Raw genomic sequence first — 23,997 nt, forward strand, 5'->3', positions numbered from 1 at the left:
TTATCCTCCGATGGTGACGCGCGTGCCTGTGCGCGCGCTTTGTGCGATGGCGTGGATCACCTTTTCAAATTCCAGTGCTGCGGTGAAATCTGGATAGGCGGCGCGGTTTTCGGAAATCGCGCTCAGAAGTTCCGCAGCTTCGATCACTTTCAAATCATTGAAGCCAAGTTGGTGACCGGCGGCTGGGCAAAAGCTGCCGTAGGGGGCGTGCTCTGGCCCGGCGAGTATGGTTTTAAAGCCTTGCTGCGCTTTGGGTCCGCTGTTTTCATAAAGCTGAAGCTCATTCATGCGCTCCTGATCGAAACAGATCATACCCTTTGTGCCGTGCACTTCAAAAGCAAGCCTGTTTTTGCGTCCCCAAGCGGATCGCGAGGTGGAAATGGACCCCTGTACCCCACTGGCAAAACGCACCAGAGCGCTTGCGGTGTCTTCGTTTTCCACGTCCCCATGTCCGGAGCCATCGGGCATCGGACGTGTAGCGTGCACGGTTTGCATGTCACCGATGAGACTTTCAATGGGGCCCATAAGGCCATAGGCCATTGAGACAAGATGGCAGCCCAGATCGCCCAAGGTGCCAAGGCCGGCATCTTTGAGACGCGCGCGCCATGTCCAGGGCAGGTTGGGGTCGGCTTGATAGTCTTCGTCGACCCAGCCACGGAAATGCACCGGCGCGCCAATGGCGCCATCGGCTATAAGATCCTGCGCCAGTTTGAAAATGGGGTTCTTTACATAATTGTAGCCCGTCAGGGTGTGCACGCCAGCCGCGCGTGCTGCGGCTTCCATTTCGGTGGCATCTTCGAGTGTGAGCGCCATAGGTTTTTCGCACCAGACATGTTTGCCCGCTGCAATCAGTTCCAGTGCCATTTCTTTGTGCAGCTGGTTTGGTGTGGTGACGGACACAATGTGGATGTCTGGATCGGTGAGCAGGCTCCGCCAGTCGTCGCTGCCTTGCTCAAATCCGAATTGGCTGGCCATTTCTTCGGCCTTTGCGCGCGGGGTGTCGCATAGTGTCTTCAGGCGGATGCTGGGGAGGCCCCCCATCACGGCCTGAACGTTGCGGTACGCCAGAGCATGTGTTTTGCCCATGTACCCTGTGCCAATCAGGCCGATGCCAAGTTGCTCGCTCATGCGTGATTCCTCCCAATTGTATGGAATAAAAATTCTATATGCGCTATCGTCGGATGGAGCCATTCTGTCAAGATCTACTGGAGCCAATATGCAAAACCCCGCTGCGCCGCAAAATGTCGACATGTTTCATCAGCGTTTGCGTGATGTGTCGGAGAACTTGCCTAAGCGGATGCGACAGTGCGCAGAATATCTGGCGGAGCACTCTGACCGCATTGCTTTTTGCACTGTTGCGGAGTTGGCGACGGCTGCACAGGTTCAACCGTCGGCGATGATGCGGTTTTGCCAAATCATGGGGTTTCGCGGCTATTCAGAGATGCAAAAGCTTTTCAAGGAGTCTGTTTCAGCCGGGTTTCCTGACTATGAAAGCCGATTGACTGCTTTGCGTGAAAGTGGTGCGGGAAGCCCATCGGCACTGCTCGCGGAATTTGTGGATGCTGGGCGGATGTCCCTTGAAAACCTTACAAATTCTGTTGATCCTCGCAGCCTAGACACTGCAGTGGCCCAACTGAGCAAGGCCAATATGATACATGTTGTTGGGCTGCGTCGAGCCTATCCTGTTGCGTCCTATCTGGTTTATGCGTTTGAGAAAATGCTGATCCCGGCCATGCTGCATGACGGCACCGGGAACCTGAGTCAGCGGCATTCTGTGCGAAAAGGTGATGCGTTGATTGCTATTACATTTGCGCCTTACTCCGAAGATACGGTTGCGCTGGCGTCGCATTGTGCCGGGCAGGACATCCCTGTTGTTGCGATCACAGATACACTGATTAGCCCGATCCAGCTCAAGGGGGTTTTGCCGTTGTGTGTTTCAGAGGTGGACTTTGGCGCCTTCAGATCGTTGTCGGCGACGCTGAGCCTTGCCATCACGCTGGCGGTTTCGATTGGTGCGGAGAAAAACGCCTGATCTAGAATTAAATATTGAAATCCCAATCAAATGGAATGTATGTTCCATTTTGTGGCGCCAGAGACCTTGAGTCGCGCTGCGTTTACTACATGGGCCCAACGGCCTGTGAATGTCATTGGGAGGACATCATGAAAAAACTTTTGACCACCGTTGCGGCTGCAGCTGTTTGCACGCTTGGCGCACTTGTGCCTGCAGCAGCGGAAGGCGAGAAATACGTTCTTGTCAGCCACGCACCTGACAGCGACAGCTGGTGGAACACCATCAAAAACGGTCTGGCGCTTGCGGGCGAGCAGATGGACGTTGAGGTGGAATACCGCAACCCGCCAACCGGTGATCTTGCAGATATGGCACGTATTATCGAGCAAGCTGCGGCGTCTGCACCGAATGGCATCATCACAACACTTGCTGACTATGATGTCCTGTCTGGCCCGATCCAGGCGGCGATTGATTCCGGTGTGGATGTGATCATCATGAACTCCGGCTCCCCTGATCAGGCGCGCGAGCTGGGTGCGTTGATGTATGTTGGTCAGCCAGAATATGATGCTGGTTATGCGGCTGGTCTGCGTGCCAAGGGTGACGGCATTGGTTCTTTCCTTTGCGTGAACCACTACATCTCCAACCCTGCGTCCACTGAGCGTTGCCAAGGCTTTGCTGATGGTCTGGGTGTTGAGCTTGGCAACCAGATGATCGACTCTGGCCAAGACCCCTCTGAGATCAAAAACAAAGTTCAGGCTTATCTGTCTGCGAACCCAGAAACAGATGCCATTCTGACGCTGGGCCCAACGTCTGCTGATCCAACACTGCTGGCGCTGGAAGAAGACGGCCTGAGCGGTGAGATCTACTTTGGCACGTTTGACCTTGGCGAAGATATCGTCAAAGGCATCAAGTCTGGCGCCATCAAGTGGGGCATTGACCAGCAGCCATTCCTGCAGGCGTACCTGCCGGTTGTTGTCATGACCAACTACCACCGTTTTGGCGTTCTGCCCGGCAACAACATCAACTCCGGCCCCGGCTTCGTAACTGCGGATGGCCTGGAAATGGTTGAAAAATTCGCTGGCGAATATCGCTAACAGTTTCCTCCCACGGGGTGGCCGGAGCAATTTGGCCACCCTTTTTCTGTCTAAAATCCTGACGAACCTCGAAAAGGACCCGTGAGGCACCCCATGTCCAATGCACCAACACAACCCGCGACGGATGAACGGATCAAATCCCGTTCTAAGTTTCGCGAAGCGCTGATCCGCCCAGAGCTGGGTGGGATCGTCGGAACAGTCGCTGTTTTTGTCTTCTTTGCGCTGTTTGCTTTTGACAGCGGAATGTTCACCTCGAAAGGGGTGCTTAACTGGAGTCAGGTTTCCGCCCAGTTCATGATCATTGCAGTCGGCGCCTGCCTGCTGATGATCGCGGGCGAGTTTGACCTTTCGGTCGGCTCAATGATCGGCTTTGCCGGAATGATGATCGCAATTCTTGCAGTGACATTGGGGTGGCCGGTCTGGATGGCCATCATCACGACATTCATTGTCTGTGTGGCCCTCGGGGCGCTCAACGGGTTCATCGTGATCAGAACCGGGCTGCCCAGTTTTATTGTGACGCTGGCATTTCTGTTCATCCTGCGCGGTTTCACAATCTATTTCCCGCAAACGATCGAGCGCAAGACCATCATCGGTGGCATCAAGGACGCTGCGGAGGGTGACTGGCTTGCAGCCTTGTTTGGCGGAAAAATTCTGACTGGCTTCTTCTCCTGGCTGGGAGACATGGGGCTGATTGAGACTTTCTCTCGTGGGTCACGCGAAGGCCAGCCTGTTGTGGACGGTGTGCCAATGCTGATCGTCTGGGCGCTGGTGCTTGTGGTGTTTGGCCATGTGCTGCTGACCAAAACAAAGTTTGGCAACTGGATCTTTGCCGCTGGTGGCGATGCGGAAGCTGCGCGCAACTCAGGTGTGCCGGTGAACCGGGTCAAAATTTCAATGTTCATGTTCACAGCTTTCTGCGCGACGGTTTTTGCCACCTGTCAGGTGATGGAATTCGGCTCTGCGGGGTCTGACCGTGGATTGTTGAAAGAATTTGAAGCGATCATCGCTGTTGTCATTGGTGGCGCTTTGCTGACCGGTGGCTATGGCTCCGTTCTGGGAGCGGCGCTGGGTGCTTTGATTTTTGGTGTGGTGCAGCAGGGTCTGTTTTTTGCAGGTGTAGAAAGCTCACTGTTCCGGGTGTTCCTTGGTTTGATCCTGCTGGCTGCAGTGATTTTGAACACCTACATCCGTCGTATGATCACTGGCGAACGCTAAGGGGGAATAGAGATGACTGAAGATACCACATTCCACCACGGTGATCCGGCGCCAAGCAAGCCGCTCATCGAGATGAAAGGCATCCAGAAACACTTTGGGTCAGTGATTGCACTGGCGGGTGTGTCTGTGAATGTTTACCCGGGCGAATGCCATTGCCTGTTGGGGGACAACGGCGCCGGTAAATCGACCTTTATCAAAACCATGTCTGGGGTGCACAAGCCCACCTCTGGGGAGATCCTGTTTGAAGGGCGCCCGATGAGTTTTGAAGATCCGCGTGATGCGATTGCAGCAGGCATTGCTACGGTGCACCAGCATCTGGCCATGATCCCGCTTATGTCAGTCAGTCGGAATTTCTTCATGGGTAATGAGCCGGTGAAGAAAGTTGCGGGCATTCCGTTCTTTGATCACGACTATGCCAATAAAATCACGATGGAAGAGATGCGCAAGATGGGCATCAACCTGCGTGGCCCCGATCAGGCGGTTGGGACATTGTCAGGTGGTGAACGTCAGACCGTGGCCATTGCGCGCGCTGTGCATTTTGGTGCGAAGGTTCTGATCCTGGACGAACCTACATCGGCCCTTGGTGTGCGCCAGACTGCCAATGTTCTGGCCACCATTGATAAGGTGCGCAAGCAAGGGATCGGCGTTGTGTTCATCACCCACAATGTGCGCCATGCCATGGCAGTTGGAGACCGGTTCACAGTATTGAATCGTGGCCAGACACTTGGCACCGCCAAGCGTGGCGAGATCACCCAAGAAGAGCTGCAAGATCTGATGGCCGGTGGCCAGGAACTTGCAACACTTGAAGGCAGCCTCGGCGGTACCGTCTAAGGACATGAAAATGCAGAAATCTCTCGATATCATCACCATAGGTCGCGCGGGTGTGGATCTTTACGGCAGCCAGATCGGTGGCCGTTTGGAAGACATGGGATCCTTTGAAAAATACATTGGCGGATCCCCGACCAACATTGCCGCAGGCACTGCGCGTCTTGGCTTGAAATCCGGTTTGATCAGCCGGGTTGGGGATGAGCACATGGGGCGCTTCATTCGTGAAGAGCTGATCCGTGAAGGTGTGGATGTGCGCGGTGTTGCCACGGATCCAGAGCGGCTTACGGCGCTTGTGATCCTTGGCATCCGCGACGAAGAACAGTTCCCGCTTATCTTCTATCGAGAGAACTGTGCCGATATGGCGCTGTCTGAAAGTGACATTGACGAAGCGTTGATCGCGGACAGTCGTGCTGTGGTGGCGACGGGCACGCATCTGTCGCACACCAACACAGAGGCGGCAGTGCTCAAGGCATTGACGCTGGCCAAAAAACATGGCGGCCGCACGGCGCTGGACATTGACTACCGTCCTAATCTTTGGGGCGTCGCCGGGCATGGCGATGGCGAAAGCCGCTTTGTCGAAAGCGCAGCGGTCACGGCTAAGTTGCAAGCCACGCTGCATCATTTTGACCTGATTGTCGGCACTGAGGAAGAATTCCACATCGCTGGCGGGTCCACCGACACGATTGAGGCCCTGCGGGCTGTGCGTGCTGTTTCTGACGCGACATTGGTGTGCAAGCGTGGGCCGATGGGCGCTGTCGCCTTTGAAGGCGATATTCCTGACAGCCTTGATGATGGTCAGACCGGCCCCGGCTTTCCTATCGAAGTCTACAACGTTCTGGGCGCAGGTGATGGGTTTATGTCCGGCCTGTTGAAAGGTTGGATGGAAGAGGCCGATTGGCCGACTGCACTGACCTATGCCAATGCCTGTGGTGCGCTGGCGGTCAGTCGCCATGGTTGCACCCCTGCATATCCTTCCGCAGAAGAACTGGCGTTCTTTCTGAAACGTGGTGTCGTTCAGCCCGATCTGCGCAACGACAAAGCCCTTGAGCAGATCCATTGGTCGACCAATCGCAAGGGTGACTGGTCAACCATGCGGGTTTTTGCCTTTGATCATCGCATCCAACTTGAAGAGATGCCTGGGTACACGCTGGAGAAGGGGGGCAAGTTCAAAGAACTGTGCCTAGAGGCGGCGCAGAACGTGCAAAACGGGCAATCTGGTTACGGCATTTTGTGTGACAATCGGATCGGCAAAGCCGCGCTTCACAAAGCCAGCGGGTCTGGATTGTGGATTGGTCGCCCAACAGAGTGGCCTGGGTCTCGTCCGCTAACGTTGGAGCCTGAGCTGGGCAGCGACTATGGCGGGCTGAAAGCCTGGGCGCGTGAAAATGTGGTGAAAGTTCTGTGTTTCTGCCATCCGGATGATGACGCGGAAACATGGGCCAAGCAGGACGCAACCGTTGTGCGGCTGTATGAAGCGGCGCGTCGCAACAATCTGGAGTTTCTGCTGGAAGTTATTCCTTCCAAAGTGGGCTCGGTTGACGAGTACACAACTGCCACTGTGATCCAGCATTTCTATGACCTTGGTGTGTTCCCGGATTGGTGGAAGCTGGAGCCGCTGACATCTGATGCCGCCTGGGGCAAAGCCGTTGCTGCAATCACCCGCAATGATGCCCACACACGTGGCATCGTGGTTCTGGGGCTCGACGCCCCTGAGGCAGAGTTGGCGGCCAGTTTCCGGCTTGCAGCCAGCTATGATCTGGTCAAAGGCTTTGCTGTGGGCAGAACCATTTTTGGGGACGCTGCGCGCGCATGGATGCGTGGGGACATGACTGACGCAGATGCGGTTTCTGACATGGCGACCAAGTTCCGCCGTTTGGCTGGCGTATGGGATCAGGCACGCGCAGAGGCGATTGGAGAGGCAGAATGACACAGACAGTTCGACTAACAGCCGCGCAAGCCATGGTGAAATGGCTCTCGGTGCAGATGACGCCTGAGGGCGAGCGTTTTGTTGAAGGCGCCTGGGGTATTTTTGGACATGGAAACGTGGCTGGGCTGGGGGAAGCGCTGCACGCTGCTGGCGATGACTTCCCAACCTGGCGCGGCCAAAACGAGCAAACCATGGCGCATACGGCCATCGCCTACGCCAAGGCGCACAAACGCCGCCGTGTGCAGGCCGTCACCAGTTCGATCGGCCCGGGCGCAACCAACATGGTCACAGCTGCCGCTTTGGCGCATGTCAACCGGTTGCCCGTGCTGTTTATTCCCGGAGATGTGTTCGCCAATCGGCGCCCGGATCCTGTGTTGCAGCAGATTGAGGATTTTGATGACGGAACGGTGTCTGCCAACGACTGTTTCCGCCCTGTCAGCCGGTACTTTGATCGGATTACGCGCCCAGAACAGCTGTTGACGGCCCTGCCGCGTGCGTTGCGCACGATGACGGATCCGGCAAATTGTGGGCCTGTTACCCTGTCGTTCTGTCAGGACGTGCAGGCGGAAGCCTATGATTATCCCGTCGCGTTCTTTGAGCCGCGCACCTGGCACATTCGTCGTCCGGAACCGGATGCACGTGAGTTGCAAGAGGTGACCGATCTGATCAAAGCCGCCAAAAACCCAGTTCTTCTGTGTGGCGGCGGTGTGATTTATTCTGGGGCCGAGGAAACGCTCGCGGCGTTTGCCACCAAGCATGGCATCCCAGTGATCGAAACACAGGCCGGCAAATCTGCGCTGGCGCAATCTCATGAAATGAATTTCGGCGCCTCCGGTGTTGATGGATCGGCCGCAGCAAACGCGCTGTCGGTTGACGCAGATCTGGTGATTGGCGTTGGCACGCGTTTTCAGGATTTCACCACCGGGAGCTGGGCCTTGTTCCAGAATCCCGCGCGCAAATTGGTCTCTGTGAACGTGCATGGCTATGACGCCGACAAACATGGTGCTGTTGCGGTTGTTGGCGATGCCAAAGTCGTGCTTACGGCTCTTTCTGAGAAGCTTGGGAATCATCGGGCGGATGCTTTTGATGCGCAGTCCCGTTTGGACTGGCTGGCCGCTGTTGATCGCCACTGTGCGGATCGCAAGGGTGGGGCAGGGTATCGCCCGCTGGATGCGGAAGTCATTGGAGCGGTGCAGCGTACCTCTGATACCAGCACCGTTGCCATGTGTGCCGCAGGTACAATGCCGGGTGCGTTGAAACTGCTTTGGCAACCCTCTCAGGGTGGCTATCACATGGAATATGGTTTCAGCTGCATGGGCTATGAAATTGCCGGTGCGATGGGCCTGAAACTGGCGCAGCCTGAACGGGATGTGGTTTGCTTTGTGGGGGATGGCTCCTACATGATGGCGAACTCTGAGTTGGCCACCGCCGTGATGCGGCGTGTCCCATTCACCGTTGTGCTGACAGACAACCGTGGATACGGCTGTATCAATCGCCTGCAGATGCATACTGGCAATGAGCGTTTCAACAACCTTTATGCGGATTGCAATATCGAAGTGCAGCCTGAAATTGACTATGTCGCGCACGCGGCATCCATGGGGGCGCATGCTGTCAAAGCGGATAGCATCGCCGATCTGGAAGCCAAGATAGTTGAGGCAAAATTTCGTGACATCCCAACGGTGATCGTGATTGACACCGACCCGATGCAAGGCCCCGGCGAAGCTGGAGGTGGTTTCTGGTGGGATGTGGCTGTGCCCGAGGTGGCGCAAAGCGAGAAATTGCAACAGGCGCGCGCCGCGTATGAAGCGGCGATGGCAGACCAAAACCTTGTGAATTGAGGCAAGACATATGATCCTTTTTGGCACCAACCCTATCGCTTGGGCAAATGACGACGACCAGACCCTAGGCGCGCATATCCCCACCGAACAAATCCTGCGTGAAGCGGGTGAAATCGGATTTGACGGGATTGAAAACGGCCATCGTTGGCCGCAGGATGATCCGGAAGCGCTCAAACAGCTGCTTGGCGGTTACGGCTTGAAGTTTGTGTCCGGCTGGCACTCTCTCAACCTGCTGGTGCAGTCGGTTGAGGATGAGAAAGCGGCGATCCAGCCACATCTCGACAAGCTGAAGCACAACGGCTGTAAGGTAGCGATTGTTTGCGAAACCTCCAACTCTGTTCAAGGGCTGGATGTCCCGGTCAACACCGCGCCGGTGTTGAGCGCCGAGGAGATGAAAGCCTTTGGTGCCAAGGTGGAAGAGATTGCCCAATACTGTGCCGATCAAGGCATTGATCTGGTGTATCACCACCATATGGGGACCGTGGTTGAAACGCCTGATGAGATTGACGCGTTCATGGACGCGACCGGTCCGGCGACCAAGCTGCTGTTTGATGCAGGGCATGCCTATTTTGGCAGCAACGGACAGGACCCAGCGCCAATTCTGGCAAAACATGCCAGCCGGATGCGCCACTTCCACGCCAAAAACGTGCGCCCCGATGTGATGAAAGAGGTGCGAGAAAAAGGCCTGTCTTTCATGGATGGTGTGCGCGCAGGTGTCTTTACGGTGCCGGGCGACAGCGAGGGCGGCATTGACTTTGCTCCGCTGCTGAGCACCTTAAAAAGCGAAGCATACGAAGGCTGGATTGTGATCGAAGCAGAACAAGATCCAGAAGTACGTGTGCCGTTTGAATATCAGTCATTGGGTCTTAAGACTCTGAAAGACATTTCTGCGCAGGTGGGCCTGACATGACACATCTTCAACGCAAGCCGTTTGGCGATCACGGCAAAGTTCATGACATCACGCCCGCCAGCGCAGGGTGGCGATATGTTGGGTTTGGGCTCTATAAATTACGCCCTGGCGAAACGGCTGAAGAACTCACCGGTGATCGTGAGGTCATTCTGGTGATGGTGGAAGGCAAAGCGGCGATTCATGCGGCGGGGCAGGACTGGGGTGTTCTGGGTGACCGTATGAATGTTTTTGAGAAGACACCGCCGCATTGTCTTTATGTGCCAAATGATTCCGACTGGAAGGCTGTCGCGGAAACCGACTGTACCATTGCCGTTTGCACCGCACCGGGGAAATCCGGCCATGAGGCCCGCCGCATTGGTCCTGACGGCATTCAGCTGACCGAGCGGGGCAAGGGTACCAATACGCGGTATATCAACAATATTGCGATGGAAGCGGAAGACTACGCCGACAGTCTGTTGGTGACAGAGGTTTTCACACCTGCAGGTCATTGGTCGTCGTTCCCAAGTCATCGTCATGATGAAGACGACTACCCTCGGATCACTTACCTTGAAGAAACATACTATCATCGTTTGAACCCAGCGGACGGGTTTGGGATCCAACGTGTCTATACCGACGACGGGCAGATGGATGAAACAATGGCAGTCAGTGATGGGGATGTGGTTTTGGTACCGCGTGGCCACCATCCTTGCGGCGCACCGTATGGGTTTGAAATGTACTACCTTAACGTGATGGCAGGCCCGTTGCGCAAGTGGCGCTTTGTTGCGGCACCTGAGGTTGAATGGATCATGGAACGCGACGCATGAGTTTTGAGAGCGGGCGCAGAATGACGTCCGCTCGACCTTTTGAGGCTTGATACTCGGCAAAGCCATGCGGCTGACACACCTCAGGTGTCGTGGCCATCATGGCTTTGCTTTTTGTTTGATGGGGGCACGCCGCGTACGTGCGGAGCTTGTCAAAGCCTTCATTTGCGGGGTCGGAAAGGGCTTTAACTTACCGTGAATTGCCCCATCATTCCGCAATCCTCGTGTTCGAGAATGTGACAATGATACATATAAGGCGCATCTTCTGGTGCCTCATGGTCAAAACTCACCAAAACCTCTGACCAACCTTCTTCGACATGGACCATGTCTTTCCAACCCTCTGCATATGCGGGCGGAGGGGCGCCGTTTTGGCTGAGAATGCGGAATGAACAGCCGTGAATATGGAAAGGATGCAGTTGATCATCAACAGAAATGCGCCAGATTTCGGGGACACCTTTGGCGACTTTTTCATCGATACGATCCATTTTCATGGGCTGTCCATTGATGCCCATCGCCCCTGCATCGCCACAAAAATTATCCCATGCGATCGCCAGTGCGGCCAAGTCTTCGCCCATGTCCATGTTCAGCTGGAAGTCGCGTGTTCGCTTCGCGTCTGAGGCGCGAGGGGGTTCTAGATTGGCGAGATGGGTTGGTATCGCGCCAGAAAACCCCTCTGTGGACGTGGTTGAAAATTCAATCAATGGTGTGGTTTTGTCACGCCCGAAGAGATCGGCGACAAAACCCTCGTCCTCAGATGTCACGTTAAGTGTGTTTGTCGCAGCGACCCTGGTATCCAAAAGTACTTCGTACCGTTCCCCTGGCGACATGAGAATGCTGCTGACCTCAACGGGAGAGGACAGGAAACCACCATCTGAAGCGATGACTGTCATAGCGCCCGTTTGCATGGACAGCTCGAGGAAGCGGGCGTTACATGCGTTGAGAATACGCAATCGCACGAGCCCTCGTGGCAGGCTTTGTGAGAGCGGGGCAATCGCCCCGTTTACGACAAATGTGGCTCCGAGGAATCCGTCTTCAAACACTTCTCCGGAGAGATTGTAGGCCATCTGTCCTTTTGAATTGAAACTTTTGTCTTGAAGCACGAGCGTGAAATCATCAACGCCATATGTTTTGGGCAAGTCTGCATCTAGGCTGGCTTCATCTTCGACGAGCAAGACACCTGCGAGACCCTTGTGGGTTTGCTGTGCGGTCTTGCCGTGGGTGTGTGAATGAAACCAATTCATCGACGCGCGTTGCCGGATTGGTACGTCCGGAGACCAGACATCACCATGGGCAATTTCTTGGTGTGGGCCGCCATCTACGGCTCCGGGGATGTGTAGTCCATGCCAATGGAGAGTGGTGACATCCCCAATATTGTTGCTGATATCGAATGGCAGAGTTTGGCCCTGTTTGACGCGCAAAACAGGGCCAAGGTAGCTGTTGTTTATGCCGTAGGTTTGGCTTGCAACACCTGTGCCAAAGTCATGTGCAGCGTTTTGCAGATTGAGAGACAATCGCCGATCAATGCCATTTGTGAGGTCCGTGAGTGGGATGACTGGCAGAGCGCGTTTGGGGCTTTGAGCCATGGCAAGGTTTGTTAGCCCGAGACTTGCTGCGGAACCGGCCAAAAATGTGCGTCTATTGATGAGCATGCAAGTCTTCCTTATGCGCTGTCGCGGGATGTGGAAAACAAAAACCGGTTTTCTTGTGTACGCAGGTGATCATAAGCCAATCGCAAAAGACCGGTGTTGACACATACGAGGGCTGCAACCGCGAAAATACCTAGAATGGTAAATCCGATGGTCGCAAACAAGCCAATGGCCGCACAGGTCAGAAGGATCCCAAATGCCGAACATAGGATTGATTTGATGCGTGTCATGAGGTGTTCTCCTGCGGTGGCTATCGTTTGTAGTGAGATGGGGCGCGCGTTTCTCAAGTGCCTGTCCGAAACTTTACAAAATTGTATGTTTGGCAGGATGTTGAACAGGCTCGCAGATCCGGTTAGCTCATTGCTTTGATCAGCTTTTGCTTGTGGACTGAAAACTGAGCGGCAAGCCCGGTCAGTGAGCGCTTTGCAAGTTTGCGGAAGCGCGGGGTGCGTTTTACAGCGAGTTCCGCCACAAGGATGCCCGTTGCCGCGCCAGCAATGGTGGCGGAGATAGTGTGCGCATCGAGCATCACGCGGGCGTACATTGTGGATAGCAATACAGGGATGACGATCAAACCCAGCCAGAAGGAGTAACGTCGCATTGTGAACCATGCACCCGCTGCTGCCGTTGAGGAATGGCCGGAGGGCATGTTGTGGTCTCGCCCGTTGGACAGTGGCCTCTGGCCCAGTCGTGTGCCCCCGACAACGACATCACTTAGCAGCCGCTTTTGACCATGCGTTGCGATGGCCGTACCAACAGCTGTGACGCCAATCTGCCCCAATCCGCGCCAGTCGCGGGTCACGATTGCCACAGCCAGAGGTAGTGCGACGTTGATATGCCGGCCAATGTCTTCCGTATGTTGAACAAACGGTATTTTGTGCCCGTTGCGTGATGTGCTGTAGTGTTCCTGCAAATTGCTAGGGTACAGTGTTGCGCACACCAGCGTCGCCGCAGCGACATATGCTACAGCCTTTCCTTGTAATTTTGACGACATCAAATCTCACGCATCCTTCATTCTTGTGAACAAGGAGCAGTCTGCCGCGATGCGTTAGACTCAGACTGTGCGTGGGATTACAAATTTGTCAGCTTTGGGAATTTGATGGAAATGCTAAGCCCGACGCCGCTGGGACCATCAGACATAGACAGTTGGGCGTCGTGTAGTTCGACGATCGCTTGTACCAGAGGCAGCCCAAGACCGAAGCCTTCGTTCTGGCGGTGCGCTTCGAGCTGATACAATGGATCGAAGACCTTTTGCCGCTTGTCTGCAGGAATGCCGGGGCCTTGATCGGCGATGGTGATGCGGGTGCCATCCACGGTCAGCGCAATGGTTTGCCCTGTTTTCCCGTAGCGAAGCGCGTTTTGCAGCAGGTTTGCGATCAGCTGAAGCAGCAGTTCCTCGTCTCCAAAGATCTCCGTGGGGTGCGTGACACTGACATTTAGACTTTGCCCGCTTGCAGACACCACAGGTTCGAAGATTTCTTCAAAGGAGCGAACCAGGCTTTGCAAATTGACGGGTGCGAATGAGGCGCGGCGTGCACCGCTTTCGATACGTGAGATGCGCAGTAGAGCGTCAAATGTAGCAACGATGCGGTCCACCTGCGCCAACGCGTCTTCGAGTGCTTCTGGTGTGACAGGGGTGGCGCCGTTTAAGAGTGCTGCGTGGTGATGTTCTATAACAGCGCGCAGCCGGGCCAGAGGCGTGCGCAAATCATGGGCGATATTGGCGGACTGAACGCGGATCTGTTCCATCGATCTTTGTAGCCGCGCTGTTGTGGCGTCTGTCCAGTTGGCCATGAGGCTGAGATCATCATGGCGATCTGGTAGATTTATTCTCGCCGTCAAATCGCCCTGCGCGACCTTTGTTAGCCCGTCATTGATCGCATCAAGACGGATCTGATTGCGCCGTGCAATCAGCAGGCCGGTTAAGACGACGGCGCTCAGCGAACTGAGCAACGCGATCTTCAGCCCCGTTGCAAGCACGTCAAAGAGTTCGTCTTGCCTTTCGATGTTTTCAGCAACAATCAAGCGCCCGACTGGGGTGTCTTTTACTAGAAACCTGTAGTCGGGCTCTGTCGGTTCGCCGAAATCAAACTCAAAGTAGCCTTCTGTCGCACTTTCGGTGTCAAAGGTGAACGGTATGTTACCCGCGCTGATCTGCCCGTCCTTCAAAAGTGCGACGGATTGCCCAAAACCAGGTGAAGGCAGAGGCGCTCCGTTTTCGAGGGCATCGACAACGGATTGTGTTTGCGTTTGCAGTCGAGCATCGACCAGCCGCTCGATTTCATTGCGAACCATCCAATAGGTTACGCTCCAAGTGAGCGTTGACACGACTCCAAAAATGGTGAGCAAAGCCGCGGCTTGCCGGATCGAGGACTGCCCCAGAAACCGTTTAAACCGGTTCGAAGACATAGCCAGATCCACGAATTGTTCGAATGAGAGTGTCGCCAAACGGTTTTTCAATTTTGGCTCTCAAGCGGCTGATATGGGTTTCTACAACGCTGGTTGTGGGGTCGAAGTTCAGGTTCCATACGCGTTCCAACAACATAGTGCGCGTTTGAACGCGTCCTTTCGACCTGATAAACACCTCAAGCAATAGAAACTCTTTTGGGTTCAGCTCAATCGCATGGCCTTGTCGGGTACAGAGCCGTTTGTGAAGGTCAATTGAGATGTCGCCAGCGGAAAGCACAGACACTTCTGCTTCTGGCAGCTGCTGTCTTCTTGTGATCGCGTCCAAGCGCGCGCTCAATTCGCTAAAGGCGAAGGGTTTGACCAAATAGTCGTCACTGCCTGCTTCCAGGCCCTCCACCCGATCTTCAATTTCGCCCAGCGCGGTTAAGAAGATTGCCGGTGCCAAGATCTTGGCTTGTCGGAGTGCTTTTAGAACGGAGAGGCCGTCCAGTCCCGGTACCATTCGATCAAGAATGAGCGCGTCATAAGGCTGCGTTGTGGCTGCGATCAAGGCGAGCTTTCCATCAGGGAAAAGGTCGACAACGTGCCCCAGTTCGCGCAGCCCTTGCTCGATCCAAGGGCCAAGGGTTTTGTCGTCCTCAAGTACCAATAAGCGCATGAGCTTTCCCTGTGTTGTGTTTGGCCAAGCAACGTGACCCACGCGTGGCAGGTTTTGGCAACCATACAATCATTTTGCGTGAGATTTATTAGTCAGTTTTGAAGTCTGTGTCAGACGCGAATTTTCAAGCCGCATCGCGCGCAAGCCGCAGGCACGACATCACGGCGTCGCTGACTTTACGACCCGGTTCTGCTACCACGAGAATGCGCCCGTCGGTTTCGTAGTCTGCTGTTGCTGCTTCAAAGACTGGGGTGCCAATCCTAGAGTAGCCCAATATCTCAAATGTCGTGTTTTCCTTGATCTGTTTTGCCAGCATGTCACGTGATTTGTCGACATAGGGGTTAATATCATGCAGCAAGACTGGGAGGTGGCGATAGTATTTGATGGCCAGCTCGTCGTCTCTGCTTATTGCGCCAACTGACAATCCTGATGCGAGATCCCACCACCGGATGTGTTCGCGAGACTTGAGGTTGCCGGGTAGCTGAAACGCGCTGTCTGCGGCTGTGCCGCGCCAAAAGAGTTCTGAGACGGGGGGCGTGCTTTGGAGGAGCAGGGAGGCAAATCGGAGAAGTCCAATGCTGTTGTTGGAAAAGGTGAGGTTTTGATGCCAGTTGAGCGCCTTCATAAGGTCAGAGCCAGCACCGTTTGACAGTAGCACCACATTGATGGGTTGTGGGAGATGCAGATCTGTCGCGCCAGGGTAAGCGAGCAATGCGTTATCAGCTTTGGTACAGATGGCGTGCGCTGGGAGCTGTGCGCTGGGGGGGCGGGTGTGCGTATCAAAAACGAAAAAATACATGAGATTTATGGAGAGAAACACCAAAACGGCAGCGGTCATAGATTTGCAGGCCCTGAGAGAAAAAGAGCCCTTTGATTGGAAAAAGACGGTAACTGCGAGCACAGTCAGCAGTATAAGAAGGCCGATGGACCATGCATGGTCGATCAGGAATGGATAGACTTTGTTAGAGACGTGAAATCCAAAGGCCCCCAACACGACGAATTGCCCGGCGCCCAAGAACACGCCGACAGCAGCTGCCGCTGCAAATCGGTTGGGGCGCATGCCCATCGTGCCCGCAAGCATTGGGGTTATCCAAGCGATTGGGCCTAAAAACCGTGCTGCGATCACATATACCACGCCTTGTTTCGCAAGGGCAGATTGGACATTTCGCCAGTTGCGCCGCCGTTTCAGACTGTGGAGATACCGGCAACTGAGTTTGCTGCCGTAGTGCCGACCGATCCAGAAGCTGGTGAGATCCCCGGCCCAAGCGGATGCCATCACTGCTACGATGGGACCAATGTGTCCGCTTGCTGCGAACATCGCACCCGCAGATACAAATGCCACTTCGCCAAAGACAAAAAAACCGACACCAACCAATGTGTCACAATAAGCGATGAGAGCCAGAAATAGGTAGCTTATGGGCCCGATCGGAAAGGCGAAGAGTTCCGTCATGGGGGTCAACCATAGTGTCCGAAGCGGTACGGGATCTCTTGGTTTTGCAGTTCTCCGATGAAGAAACGGCGCAGATTTGCCCGGAAATAGGTAAACCCTGTGCGTAAAAATCCGTCCTGCTTAAGCCGTCTTGGGTCGAAGCGAAATTTGGACTTTATCACGCCGGTTTTGTGAGATTTGCTGTGATGTGCTTTGAGCACATAGTTGCAATCCTCGCACAGGCTAATTTTCTCATCAAAACCTCCGATGGCGTGATGCAGCTCTGGTGTTGAAAAGAGACATGCCCCCACCGCGGTCGGAAACCAGAAAGACATGGCGCAAATTCCTGCATTGAACAGCGCGAAGCCGACGCGATAGGCGATGCCGAGGCCGTCTGCCGACATGCAGACGATACCAGCGTCGAGCTGGCGGTCTTGGAGTTCTGTCATTGCATTTTCAAGAAAGTCGCTTGCCAGTCTGGTGTCGGAGTCCAAAAACAGCAGGCGCTCACCGCGCGCATGCAGTGCGCCGGTATTACGGCCCAAGCTCACCCCGCGTCGTTGCATTGTGACAATTCGGTAGTCTTTGAAATTGACACGTGCGGTTTCAGAGAGGTGCAGTGTGTTGTCGTCACTGTTGCTATCAACATGTATGATTTCGAAATCTGACCAGCTTTGCGCTGCGAGATCCCTAATCAGCAGCGGCAGAGATTTTTCCTCATTCAAGCTGATAATGACGATAGTGAGCTTTGGGGATTTCACGGGATGCTCCTGAGACTGAGCCTCATGAGGTCCGAAGGGGGAAGGGGACTGAGGCGACCTTAGACAATAGAAGGCTTGCCAATTGAAAGGGCCTGTCCGCGCGCTTACAAATTTGTATGAATTCTGCCCTAGGCAGGTGAATTTGAGAAATTTTTTGCGGTATTGCGCATCGGCTTGTGCTCAGTCCCCCAGTTGCGCTGAGTGAGATTAACGTGATGCGCGCCTGAGCTTTCAAGGAAAAGCGGTTAGGTGTCGGGCGATCGATCCTGTGGTCGCAGGATAAGCGGCCCGACACCGAAGGGCCGATCGTTGAGCAGGTGTTTCGGTTATGTATCTTGATCCTGCGCCGACAGAACTCTGTGCGCGACCCGAAAACATTCCAATGCCTGTGGCACACCGCAGTAGATCCCAATCACGTGAATAATGGCGCGGATCTCATCTTGGCTGACGCCGTTTTTTAAGGCTCCTCGCAGGTGGATTTCCCATTCGGTCATTTTTCCCAGCGCACCGATCATGGACAGGTTCATCATCGACCGTGTTTTTGCATCTATGGTCTCGTCCCCCCAGCCAAAGCCCCAGCACCAACTTGTCATGGCCTCTTGGAACGGCCGGGTGAAGTCGTCTGCGGCGGCGAGGTTCTTTTCTACATATTCGGCCCCAAGAGTTGCCTTGCGCTGTTCCAGTCCTTTTAGGAATAGATCTTCGTCAAATATGCTCATTTTGGTCACTTCCCCAATTTGATAGCTATGTTTCTTGGTTTGTAGGTCTTTCAAAAGCGCCTCGCGACCTTTTCCAGCCACATTCATTGTTTGGAAAACCTGTCCGGTACCGGCTTCGTGCGTGCCGCGATCAAATCATGCGCTCTTGATGTGGTTTTGCCAATCGCGTTTAACTTGGACCATCAATCGCATTTTTCATCCAATTTTGCAGATGCATCACTGGGTGTTCCGAATTGACTCCCCCGTTTGGGTCAACCACCAGAGGACCCGGAACATATCCGCGTGAGTGCAGGCCGCGCTGAACAGACTCCACGAGATGAATATCTTCTTCGACAGTGGTGGCACGATCTTGTTGCGCCAGTTGGCGGATCTTCTGATCTTCTTCGCCGTTCAGCGTATACCATCCGCGCCAAACCACCACGTGATCCGCATCAATGGCGCGCCAATGATACGTGTTCAGTACGTTGCCAGGGTAGACCTGAAAGGAAAACATCGGCCAGAGAAACCAGCTGGAGTATTCGTGCTGATGTGCGAAGCCTGAGTGAATGTCATAGGTCATTGCATCCAAGCTTTGGCATTCAGTTGTGTGGCGCAGACATTTGCCTTGTGGTTGGATGTCATAGGTCTCTGGCTTGATGATCCCGTTCGCAAATGTCGGATGGTTCAGCGTGCAGTGATAACATTCAGAGTAGTTTTCAACTGAGACTTTCCAGTTGCAACGCTCTGGGATTTCGATCCATTCCAACGGAGCTAGTCTTTGCCAGTTTGGGACCCAGTCCTCGAGCTCTGTGCGTGCGTTGGGAAACCACGCGTCCATCGGATCTGCATTTAGGTCGAGATTGACAAAAACAAACCCAAGAAACTCTTCTGCTCTGACTTCTGTCAGGCAGATAGAGCTGCGGTCAAAGCCTTCCACGGCCTTTATGTTTGGCCCGGCGCGCAGTTCGCCGGTGAGTTCGTAGCTCCAGGCGTGATAGGGGCAAACCACGACGCGGGTTGAGCCTGTGCCAGTCACCAACTGGTGCGCGCGGTGTTGGCAGACATTGTAAAACACCCGAATGCTCCCGTCCTGACCGCGTATCGCAAACAGGCTCTCTCCGGCGATTTCGAACGTCGCGTAGTCGCCGGCTTTGGGTACATCTGATATGTGGCATCCAAATTGCCACGTTCTCGACAACAATCCTACGGTCTCTGCACGGAAAACCTGAGGATCTGTGTAGTACCGGGCGGCCAGAGAGCGTCGCGGGGCGGTCATCAGTGCTCCTCGTAATACATGCCAAGTTGGTGGCGGCGCTGGTGGAAAGTTTCCACCCGATTGACGATTTCTTCTGAGGATTCAGCGATCACAAAGGAAAGAAGTGTTTCCAAGACTGCGATGATGCTGGTGGAGGAGGGGAAGAACTGCGGCGTGTCCACAGAGACGACAAAGCCATGATGTGCTTCGCGCAGGATTGGGCTTGCGGGGCTGTCGGAAAGGCACACAAGTTTCATGTTCTGGGCGCGGGCTATTTTTACAGCCTCGACAACTTCAGTGCGATAAGGTTTGCAGGTGATCGCGATCAAGACGTCGCGCTCGTCAGCCCATGCCAAATCATCCACCGGTGTTGATCCGGGTTTGGGGATGGCTTGAATTTGTACCATGCCGGTTGAGGCCAGATAGGTAAAGTTGCGCGCATTTGAGTTGTGCACGCCCACGCCAAGCACGAAGACATTGCGCGAGTTCCAGATTGCGGCGGCTGCCTCTTTCAATTGCTCGGCAGAGATGCCAGCAAATGTCTCTTCCAGATTGCGCAGTGTATCGCGGACCATCTCAGCGTAGAGACCGCCGAGGTCGTTTGATTTCCGCACGTCCTGTAGCCAGCGTGCGCGGTCTGGGAAGTCAGCCGCGCCATTTCGGATCGCATCGCGGAAGGGCGCGCGAAAATCCTCGTATCCACTAAAGCCAAACTGGCGCGCCATGCGCACCACCGTGTTTGGCTTAACTTGCGCTGCTTTGGCGATTTCACGGACTGTGGAGACACCAACATCTAGCGGGTTTTCCAGCACGTAGGTGGCGATCTTGCGCGCCTCCGGTGTGAGGCCAGGCAGATCGGAGGCAAGCCGATCCAAAATCAAATTAGACATGTTTGTACCATTCATAATTGACGATGGTACAAACGATTGCTTACGCTGTCGATAGGAAAAGCGACTCGAGAGGACATACAGTGGCATCCGATTTTCCAACTTCTGCACGTGTGGTCATCGTGGGCGGCGGCGTCATGGGGGTGGGGCTTGCCTACCACCTTGGACACGAGGGCTGGGGCGCAGACACCGTTCTCTTGGAGAAGGCCGAGTTGACTTCTGGCTCAACCTGGCACGCGGCTGGTCAGATCACCCATTCCACGTCCAGTTTCGGGCTGGGTAAATGCGTGGACTACAATATCGGGCTCTATTCAGGCGCATTGGAAGCGGAAACCGGGCAACCGGTGACATGGCACGGGTGCGGGTCGTTTCGTTTGGCTTACACGGAAGATGAGATGGATTGGCTGCGCCACACGTTATCTGTGGGGCGGGCGCTTGGCTTCAACATAGAGCTCGTGGCGCCAAGACGCGTTGCCGAACTGCACCCTTTCTACAATTTGGGTGGGGTCTTGGGAGCGTTGCATACACCAGATGACGGTCATGTTGATCCGACCAATGTCACCATGGCGATGGCCGCTGGTGCGCGGCAGAAAGGCGTGCGCATTTTCCGCCGTTGTCAGGCCTCCAACATCACACAGAGGCGCAACGGTGAATGGGTGGTGGAGACCAGCCAAGGTACCATTACCTGCGAGCATGTGGTGAACGCCGGTGGTACCTATGCGCGACAAATGGGCGAGTGGTCTGGGCTGCAATTGCCGATGACCTCGATGACGCACCACTATTTTGTTACGGAACCGGTGCCGGAGTTTCAGGATTTTGACAGAGAGCTGCCAGTAATCCGGGATGACAAGAAAGTCTCTGGCTACATCCGCATGGAGCAAAAGCGCGGTTTGATTGGGATTTATGAGAAGACCAATCCGAACTCAGTGTGGCATGACCATTGCCCCTGGGAGTACGAAAACTGGCTGTTTGATGCTGATTACGATCGGGTCATGCCGTGGCTTGAGGAAAGCCTGAACCGGATGCCGATTTTTGCCGACCTGGGTTTGCAAAGAGATGTCCATGGCGCCATCAGTCATCCACCAGATGGCAACCCGTTGATTGGCCCGGCGCCAGGTGTGCAAAATTACTGGTGCTGCTGCGGGACACAGATTGGTATAGGCTGGGGGCCGGGGCTGACCCGTGAACTGGCACGTTGGATGGTGCACGGCGCGGCAGATATTTCAATGCGCGAATATGACCCGCGCCGCTTTGGCAGCTATGCCACCAAGGATTGGCAAGTCGTCAAAGCGGAAGAGGACTACTGCCTGCGCCACGAAATTCCCTTTCCCCATTTCAATCGTTTGGCCGGGCGCCCGATCAAACCCTCTCCGCTTTATGAAACTCTGAAAGAGCAAGGTGCGGTTTATGAGGAGGTCTATGGTTTTGAGCGCCCCCGTTGGTTTGCGCAAGGTGGCGTCGCGCAAAAAGACCATTATTCCTTCAATCGTACAGTGGTGGATGATCTTGTCGCGGCAGAGGTCCAAGCGGTGCGTGAAGCCGTTGGCATCATGGATGTCACAGCTTTCACCAAAGTGCTGGTGCAAGGGCCCGATGCATATGAGTTGTTAGACCGGCTGACTGGCAATCGGATGCCGCAGAAAGTGGGCGCAATCACCCTCACACATATGCTCAATCGACTTGGGCGTATCGAGCTGGAAACCACAATCGTTAGGATGGGGCAGGATCAATTCTATCTTGTTTGCGCGGCTTTCTTTGAACAGCGTCTGCTAGATCATTTGTCCCAGAGCAGGGGCGAGGCCGACGTCACAGTGACGGCTTTGTCTGAAAGCTGGTCAGCATTGGCGCTGAATGGTCCTCGGTCGCGTGAGGTCCTCATGGACTGCACTCAAACAGATCTTTCTAATGCGGGTTTTCGTTGGCTCTCTGCGCAGAAAATCGAAATTGCGGGGCATTCTGCCTGGGCGTTGCGCATGTCCTACGCAGGCGAGCTGGGCTGGGAGTTGCACATGCCAAATGCGGCGTGCTTGGAGGTTTACAACGCGCTTTGGGGAGCCGGTATCGCACGTGGTATCACCAATTATGGCAGCTTCGCGATGAACGCTATGCGCATGGAGAAGGGCTTCAAAGGCGCAGGTGAACTGACAAATGAGGTCACCTTGGCAGAGGCGGATGTGTTGCGCTTTGCTCACCAAGACAAAGAGTATTTGGGTAAGGAGCAGACGCTCAACAGCGATTTGCCCTGGGTGTGCACTTATCTGGAAATAGAACCGGATGGCAGATCAGATGGCCATGGCGGCGAAGCGGTCTATTTGGGAGGAGAGGTCGTTGGTGCCACTTCTTCTGTTGCTTATGGCCCAACCGTCGGAAAGATTCTGGCGTTTGCTTATCTGAAGCCTGAGGCTGCACAACCCGGCACAGAGTTGACGGTGCTGATCCATGGCGTGCCGCGCGTCGCTAAAGTTCTGGGGCAACCTGCCTATGATCCTGACAGTCTGAAGCCGCGACAGGATGTGTTGGTGTCTGCATGAAGATCACGGGCCTCTCACTTTGGTCTGTTACGTTGACCAGCCATGAAGCCTACCACATGGCGGAGGGAAAAACCTGCGGCACGGTGATTTCGCACGTTGTCCGATTGGAAACAGACACAGGTTTGCACGGCTGGGGTGAGGTTTGTCCAATCCCGCATTATCTGCCCGCTTACGCAGGTGGTGTGCCAAGTGCGGTGCAGGAGTTGGCGCCGAAGCTTTTAGGAGTCTCACCTTTGGGTGTGGATGCGGTGATGCGAGACTTAGACGCGCATCTGATCGGGCACCGCTATGCCAAATCAGCCATCGATATTGCGCTTTGGGACCTCTATGGGAAAGCCGCTGACTTGCCGCTTTACACATTGCTGGGAGGGCGTGTGCGACAAGACATGCCGCTTTATCATTCGATCACATGTGTGGCGCCGGAAGAGATGGTGCGGATTGCCGAGGACGCTTACGCGACAGGCATTCGGCAGTTTCAGGTCAAGCTTGGTGTGGATCAGAATTGGGAAGCCGATGTTGAGCGATTGACAAAAGTGCGCGAAGCCGTTGGTGGCGGGCCGCTTGTGTATGGTGATTGGAATTGCGGCGCCAGCAAGTTGCACGCCACGCGTGTCGGGCGCGCGGTATCGCACTTGGACATTATGCTCGAACAGCCCTGCAAGACGCTTGAGGATTGTGCCGCTGTACGCCAGGCCACAGGGTTACCCATGAAAATCGACGAAGCCGCTCACGATATTGCCAGTCTCTGGCGCGCGCACGAACTGGGCGTTTTAGATGCAGTGGCGTTGAAACTTTCAAAGTTTGGCGGGCTTTCAGCGATGCGGCGCGCGCGTGATGTCACTGTGCATTTGGGGGCAGAAATTTGCGCTGAATGTACGTGGGGCTCTGATATCGTGACGGCTGCTGCGCTGCATTTTGCGGCGTCCACCCCGCGTGGATCACTTCTGAATACCTGTGATCTTTCAAGCTATGTCGCGCCGCGGCTTTGTCCCTGTGCACCGCAGCGCTCAAATGGGCGCATTGCGCCACCTGAGGGGACTGGCCTTGGCGTGGTGCCGGATCGTGACATTCTTGGAGCCCCCATATTGGAAGTGAGCTGAACC

The 23,997-nt window shown here is 54.9% G+C and carries 21 protein-coding genes; 10 read left to right on the forward strand and 11 right to left on the reverse strand.

Going from position 1 to position 23,997, the window contains the following annotated elements:
* Positions 1-1,128 carry a Gfo/Idh/MocA family protein gene (locus PJL69_RS12865; protein WP_271310017.1) on the reverse strand — a complete coding sequence of 376 codons (1,128 nt, stop codon included), beginning with the start codon at positions 1,126-1,128 and terminating at the stop codon, positions 1-3.
* A gap of 88 nt (positions 1,129-1,216) precedes the next feature.
* Here PJL69_RS12865 and PJL69_RS12870 point away from each other — a divergent pair, with 88 nt between their 5' ends.
* The 8 genes from PJL69_RS12870 to iolB all read left to right on the forward strand — a co-directional run bounded on the left by PJL69_RS12870 (position 1,217) and on the right by iolB (position 10,623).
* Positions 1,217-2,032, forward strand: coding sequence for a MurR/RpiR family transcriptional regulator (locus tag PJL69_RS12870; RefSeq protein ID WP_271310018.1), 816 nt, complete (start codon positions 1,217-1,219; stop codon positions 2,030-2,032).
* 128 nt (positions 2,033-2,160) lie between these two features.
* Positions 2,161-3,102: a sugar ABC transporter substrate-binding protein gene (locus tag PJL69_RS12875; protein WP_271310019.1), complete on the forward strand. Its 942-nt coding sequence runs from the start codon at positions 2,161-2,163 to the stop codon at positions 3,100-3,102.
* A 93-nt stretch (positions 3,103-3,195) separates the two neighbouring features.
* Positions 3,196-4,317 carry an ABC transporter permease gene (locus PJL69_RS12880; protein ID WP_271310020.1) on the forward strand — a complete coding sequence of 374 codons (1,122 nt, stop codon included), beginning with the start codon at positions 3,196-3,198 and terminating at the stop codon, positions 4,315-4,317.
* Between the two features lie 12 nt (positions 4,318-4,329).
* The gene (locus PJL69_RS12885; protein WP_209101439.1) at positions 4,330-5,148 is read left to right on the forward strand and encodes an ATP-binding cassette domain-containing protein; all 819 of its coding nucleotides are present in this window, start codon (positions 4,330-4,332) and stop codon (positions 5,146-5,148) included.
* Between the two features lie 10 nt (positions 5,149-5,158).
* Positions 5,159-7,072: a bifunctional 5-dehydro-2-deoxygluconokinase/5-dehydro-2-deoxyphosphogluconate aldolase gene (locus PJL69_RS12890; protein WP_271310021.1), complete on the forward strand. Its 1,914-nt coding sequence runs from the start codon at positions 5,159-5,161 to the stop codon at positions 7,070-7,072.
* Entirely contained in the window at positions 7,069-8,910 is a 1,842-nt protein-coding gene (iolD, locus tag PJL69_RS12895; RefSeq protein WP_271310022.1) for a 3D-(3,5/4)-trihydroxycyclohexane-1,2-dione acylhydrolase (decyclizing), read from the forward strand. Before PJL69_RS12890 ends, iolD begins: the two co-directional genes overlap by 4 nt.
* 10 nt (positions 8,911-8,920) lie before the next feature.
* A complete protein-coding gene (gene iolE, locus PJL69_RS12900) occupies positions 8,921-9,820 on the forward strand; it encodes a myo-inosose-2 dehydratase (RefSeq protein ID WP_271310023.1) in 900 nt (299 codons plus the stop codon).
* Positions 9,817-10,623 carry a 5-deoxy-glucuronate isomerase gene (gene iolB / locus PJL69_RS12905; protein ID WP_271310024.1) on the forward strand — a complete coding sequence of 269 codons (807 nt, stop codon included), beginning with the start codon at positions 9,817-9,819 and terminating at the stop codon, positions 10,621-10,623. Before iolE ends, iolB begins: the two co-directional genes overlap by 4 nt.
* Positions 10,624-10,805: 182 nt before the next feature.
* Here iolB and PJL69_RS12910 read toward each other — a convergent pair whose 3' ends face one another.
* From PJL69_RS12910 to PJL69_RS12955, 10 genes are all read right to left on the reverse strand, one after another.
* Positions 10,806-12,269: a multicopper oxidase domain-containing protein gene (locus PJL69_RS12910; RefSeq protein ID WP_271310025.1), complete on the reverse strand. Its 1,464-nt coding sequence runs from the start codon at positions 12,267-12,269 to the stop codon at positions 10,806-10,808.
* Between the two features lie 11 nt (positions 12,270-12,280).
* On the reverse strand, positions 12,281-12,496 hold the full coding sequence (locus PJL69_RS12915; RefSeq protein ID WP_271310026.1) for a hypothetical protein: 216 nt from the start codon (positions 12,494-12,496) through the stop codon (positions 12,281-12,283).
* Positions 12,497-12,618: 122 nt separating this feature from the next.
* A complete protein-coding gene (locus PJL69_RS12920) occupies positions 12,619-13,260 on the reverse strand; it encodes a phosphatase PAP2 family protein (protein WP_271310027.1) in 642 nt (213 codons plus the stop codon).
* A 77-nt stretch (positions 13,261-13,337) separates the two neighbouring features.
* Entirely contained in the window at positions 13,338-14,675 is a 1,338-nt protein-coding gene (locus PJL69_RS12925; RefSeq protein ID WP_271310028.1) for a sensor histidine kinase, read from the reverse strand.
* Positions 14,656-15,333 carry a winged helix-turn-helix domain-containing protein gene (locus PJL69_RS12930; protein WP_271310029.1) on the reverse strand — a complete coding sequence of 226 codons (678 nt, stop codon included), beginning with the start codon at positions 15,331-15,333 and terminating at the stop codon, positions 14,656-14,658. The genes PJL69_RS12925 and PJL69_RS12930 overlap by 20 nt, the downstream gene beginning before the upstream one ends.
* Before the next feature lie 124 nt (positions 15,334-15,457).
* Positions 15,458-16,783, reverse strand: a complete 1,326-nt coding sequence (locus PJL69_RS12935) for an LssY C-terminal domain-containing protein (RefSeq protein ID WP_271310030.1) — start codon at positions 16,781-16,783, stop codon at positions 15,458-15,460.
* 5 nt (positions 16,784-16,788) lie between these two features.
* A complete protein-coding gene (locus tag PJL69_RS12940) occupies positions 16,789-17,523 on the reverse strand; it encodes a glycosyltransferase (RefSeq protein ID WP_271310031.1) in 735 nt (244 codons plus the stop codon).
* A gap of 326 nt (positions 17,524-17,849) precedes the next feature.
* Entirely contained in the window at positions 17,850-18,242 is a 393-nt protein-coding gene (locus PJL69_RS12945) for a carboxymuconolactone decarboxylase family protein (RefSeq protein WP_271310032.1), read from the reverse strand.
* A 169-nt stretch (positions 18,243-18,411) separates the two neighbouring features.
* Positions 18,412-19,497, reverse strand: a complete 1,086-nt coding sequence (locus tag PJL69_RS12950; protein ID WP_271310033.1) for an aromatic ring-hydroxylating oxygenase subunit alpha — start codon at positions 19,495-19,497, stop codon at positions 18,412-18,414.
* On the reverse strand, positions 19,497-20,381 hold the full coding sequence (locus PJL69_RS12955; RefSeq protein WP_271310248.1) for a MurR/RpiR family transcriptional regulator: 885 nt from the start codon (positions 20,379-20,381) through the stop codon (positions 19,497-19,499). Before PJL69_RS12955 ends, PJL69_RS12950 begins: the two co-directional genes overlap by 1 nt.
* Before the next feature lie 65 nt (positions 20,382-20,446).
* Between PJL69_RS12955 and PJL69_RS12960 the strand changes: the two genes are divergently transcribed.
* Positions 20,447-22,894 (forward strand): FAD-dependent oxidoreductase, encoded by a 2,448-nt coding sequence (locus tag PJL69_RS12960; RefSeq protein ID WP_271310034.1) that lies wholly within the window; start codon positions 20,447-20,449, stop codon positions 22,892-22,894.
* Positions 22,891-23,994, forward strand: a complete 1,104-nt coding sequence (locus PJL69_RS12965; RefSeq protein WP_271310035.1) for a mandelate racemase/muconate lactonizing enzyme family protein — start codon at positions 22,891-22,893, stop codon at positions 23,992-23,994. The genes PJL69_RS12960 and PJL69_RS12965 overlap by 4 nt, the downstream gene beginning before the upstream one ends.
* Positions 23,995-23,997 lie beyond the last annotated feature (3 nt).

Source organism: Shimia sp. MMG029 (assembly GCF_027947445.1).
Classification (GTDB): Bacteria; Pseudomonadota; Alphaproteobacteria; order Rhodobacterales; family Rhodobacteraceae; genus Shimia.

Coding starts and splice junctions, on each gene's coding strand:
- PJL69_RS12865 (WP_271310017.1), bottom strand. CDS start 1,128: ATGAGCGAGCAACTTGGCATCGGCCTGATTGGCACAGGGTACATGGGC.
- iolD (WP_271310022.1), top strand. CDS start 7,069: ATGACACAGACAGTTCGACTAACAGCCGCGCAAGCCATGGTGAAATGG.
- iolB (WP_271310024.1), top strand. CDS start 9,817: ATGACACATCTTCAACGCAAGCCGTTTGGCGATCACGGCAAAGTTCAT.
- PJL69_RS12915 (WP_271310026.1), bottom strand. CDS start 12,496: ATGACACGCATCAAATCAATCCTATGTTCGGCATTTGGGATCCTTCTG.
- PJL69_RS12950 (WP_271310033.1), bottom strand. CDS start 19,497: ATGACCGCCCCGCGACGCTCTCTGGCCGCCCGGTACTACACAGATCCT.
- PJL69_RS12885 (WP_209101439.1), top strand. CDS start 4,330: ATGACTGAAGATACCACATTCCACCACGGTGATCCGGCGCCAAGCAAG.
- PJL69_RS12910 (WP_271310025.1), bottom strand. CDS start 12,269: ATGCTCATCAATAGACGCACATTTTTGGCCGGTTCCGCAGCAAGTCTC.
- PJL69_RS12955 (WP_271310248.1), bottom strand. CDS start 20,381: ATGAATGGTACAAACATGTCTAATTTGATTTTGGATCGGCTTGCCTCC.
- iolE (WP_271310023.1), top strand. CDS start 8,921: ATGATCCTTTTTGGCACCAACCCTATCGCTTGGGCAAATGACGACGAC.
- PJL69_RS12920 (WP_271310027.1), bottom strand. CDS start 13,260: ATGTCGTCAAAATTACAAGGAAAGGCTGTAGCATATGTCGCTGCGGCG.
- PJL69_RS12965 (WP_271310035.1), top strand. CDS start 22,891: ATGAAGATCACGGGCCTCTCACTTTGGTCTGTTACGTTGACCAGCCAT.
- PJL69_RS12875 (WP_271310019.1), top strand. CDS start 2,161: ATGAAAAAACTTTTGACCACCGTTGCGGCTGCAGCTGTTTGCACGCTT.
- PJL69_RS12870 (WP_271310018.1), top strand. CDS start 1,217: ATGCAAAACCCCGCTGCGCCGCAAAATGTCGACATGTTTCATCAGCGT.
- PJL69_RS12930 (WP_271310029.1), bottom strand. CDS start 15,333: ATGCGCTTATTGGTACTTGAGGACGACAAAACCCTTGGCCCTTGGATC.
- PJL69_RS12935 (WP_271310030.1), bottom strand. CDS start 16,783: ATGACGGAACTCTTCGCCTTTCCGATCGGGCCCATAAGCTACCTATTT.
- PJL69_RS12890 (WP_271310021.1), top strand. CDS start 5,159: ATGCAGAAATCTCTCGATATCATCACCATAGGTCGCGCGGGTGTGGAT.
- PJL69_RS12945 (WP_271310032.1), bottom strand. CDS start 18,242: ATGAGCATATTTGACGAAGATCTATTCCTAAAAGGACTGGAACAGCGC.
- PJL69_RS12880 (WP_271310020.1), top strand. CDS start 3,196: ATGTCCAATGCACCAACACAACCCGCGACGGATGAACGGATCAAATCC.
- PJL69_RS12925 (WP_271310028.1), bottom strand. CDS start 14,675: ATGTCTTCGAACCGGTTTAAACGGTTTCTGGGGCAGTCCTCGATCCGG.